Source organism: Arthrobacter sp. 05T47 (genome assembly GCF_056395825.1).
This window is the reverse complement of sequence record NZ_JBFTKG010000097.1, coordinates 1-2,431: the sequence shown is the minus strand read 5'-3', so window position 1 is coordinate 2,431 and position 2,431 is coordinate 1. Positions and strand designations below refer to the sequence as shown.

The window sequence follows — 2,431 nt, the reverse complement described above, 5'->3', positions numbered from 1 at the left end:
GACGCCGCTGCCAGCACGGTGGGCATGGTTGTTCCAGGGCAAAGAGACCGCGCGAGGCTTGCGGCGATTGCAGCAGGGGAGGGTGGGTGAAATCCGAGGTTTAGGATCTAGCGCGTATGGCCGGCCCTGGAGTGTCCGCCCCCGGGGACGATGGTGCCGAGGGCGCATTCAACCCCGTGCAAATGCATGCGCATGGCCTGGGATGCTTCCTCGGCTGATCCACTCTCAATGGCGGCGAAAATGCGGGCATGCTCTTGACCCGATTCCTTGCGCCGGTCAGCTACGAGGTTGAGAGTGTTTGATTGGTTAGCCATGGCGTCGCAGATGTCGGACAGGAATGATTCGAACACGCCATTGCCGCTGCACCGGGCGATGGTCACGTGGAACTCAGTGTTCAAAAGCACCCACTGCTGGAGATCATCCTCCTCCGACATTTCCCGAAGGATTTCCCGAAGAGCCTCCAGGTCTTCGCTGCTGCGGCGTTGCGCAGCGAGGCCCGCAGCTGGCACTTCCACGTGGGGGCGTGCTTCCACGAGAGCGCTGGCCGAATATTTCCCGAGTTTGAGGTCCTGGGCCACCTTGTCAGCGATGACGAAGGTGCCCTTACCCGTGTGGGTGGCCGTGAGTCCCAATGCGGTGCATGAACGCAGCGCCTCCCTGACCATCGTGCGGCTCACACCGTACTGTTTGGCAAGCGAAGCTTCCGAGTCCAGTCGGGTGCCGACAGGGATTTTGCCGCCTTCGATAGCAGTGCGGAGGGACGCAAAGACCGCTTCAGCCGCGCCAACGCGTACCACTCGATCTTGTGCAGCTGTCCAGCTGTCCAACAGGTCCATGTGACGACTATGGCATCTGTCACACAGCCCGTCAAGAAAGTTCCGAATATGTCGTGAGGGGAAGGGCCTCGCGTGCTCTCGCCACGTGTCACGGAAGCCGGCCGTGATGCCAAAGATCTGTCGTGGTCTGCGTGGACCTGGAAGTTGCCGACGGGCTTGTTGGTGGCGCACGACTCCCACAGCCGTCTGCCCTCATACGGGGTGGTCATGCCGATTTCCAGGCGCGCGACTTCTGTCAGCACAGAGAGGGCCGCGCCCCCCGCGATTTACGGTACGACTGGTGGATGCATACCTTGAGTTGGCCAATTTGGGGTGTGTACAAAGTMCRCRCTTTGGGCTTCGGATYGGGKYGTACYGGGGTCGGATCGGGCCGKATTCCGCATGTTTCCGSGGGAGYCCARWGWTTGCGGGGGAGSGAATGCAGTTCGAGTCCCACCTCGGGCACGTGYTTTCCCTGTTCAGKGGCTTGTGGGCCKCTGARTGTGTACAAATCTCCTTTTATGGGCCCCTGCGGGGGCCCATTTTTTGGTRGCYGTTGCGSTCTGGCGGCTCCTKCTCTTGRCTTGGACAGCRGTGTTGCTGMGTACTCCTTCATGSCCGGGAGCGCTTGGAACTGCATGACTTGCTGTGGCTTGGGGATCTACCCCTTATGGTCAAACCTGTCGGCAGCCGGATTCCCTGGTCTCGTCTCCATCGGGATGAATGTGGGTTTCCTTCACCGGGGAACGTCCCAGAGCGTCAGCCCGGTAGGCGTCTGCCCCCACTACTGGGTATTCGAAGGCATCTTTGTGGTATTTCCTGGTGGCGGGGCCAGCCGTTGTTTTCCTCCCGTGAGGCCGCGCTGGGCGAGGCGGTCGTGCCAGCAGGCTTTGTACTCGGTCTCCCTGGGGTTGTCCAGCCGCCGGGCACCGGGGCAAGCCTGCCACCGGGTCCGAACCCGGTGGCGCACTTGGCCACGCGTCATGGAGGTCGGGCATTCCGTCGGCTATGTCAATACGGGGTAAGCGCCCGGTCAGACTTCTGAAAGAAGCGGTGAACCGCCGGCGCGGCCTCGCGGTCTGCCTTCCTAATATCCTGCCTCCGGTGAACGCCCCAAGCGTGCCTGAGGCGACGTAGCATCAAGGTATGGGGGCAGCCAGGAGTGTGGCGAAATGTTTGAGCGATTTACGGACCGTGCCCGTCGCGTAGTTGTGCTTGCCCAGGAAGAGGCACGCATGCTGAACCACGGTTACATTGGTACCGAGCACATCCTCTTGGGTCTGATCCATGAGGGTGAAGGTGTCGCCGCCAAAGCCCTTGAGTCCCTTGGCATTTCGCTCGACGGTGTCCGCGAGCAGGTCCAGGAGATCATCGGCCCGGGCCAGCAGTCCCCGTCCGGTCACATCCCCTTTACCCCCCGTGCCAAGAAGGTCCTGGAGCTCTCGCTCCGCGAGGCCCTGCAGCTGGGCCACAACTACATCGGTACCGAGCACATCCTCCTCGGCCTCATCCGCGAGGGCGAAGGCGTGGCCGCCCAGGTGCTCGTCAAGCTCGGCGCCGACCTGAACCGGGTCCGCCAGCAGGTCATCCAGCTGCTCTCCGGCTACCAGGGCAAG

Annotated in this window: 2 protein-coding genes; one reads left to right on the top strand and one right to left on the bottom strand. The window is 62.2% G+C overall.

Annotation, left to right across the window (positions count from 1 at the left end; all coding sequences use genetic code 11):
- Positions 1-107: 107 nt before the first annotated feature.
- Positions 108-836 (bottom strand): FadR/GntR family transcriptional regulator, encoded by a 729-nt coding sequence (locus AC1DEY_RS22900; RefSeq protein ID WP_476870002.1) that lies wholly within the window; start codon positions 834-836, stop codon positions 108-110.
- 1,151 nt (positions 837-1,987) lie between these two features.
- Here AC1DEY_RS22900 and AC1DEY_RS22895 point away from each other — a divergent pair.
- Positions 1,988-2,431: Clp protease N-terminal domain-containing protein (locus AC1DEY_RS22895; protein WP_476870001.1), on the top strand; the 444-nt coding region annotated here is incomplete at its 3' end.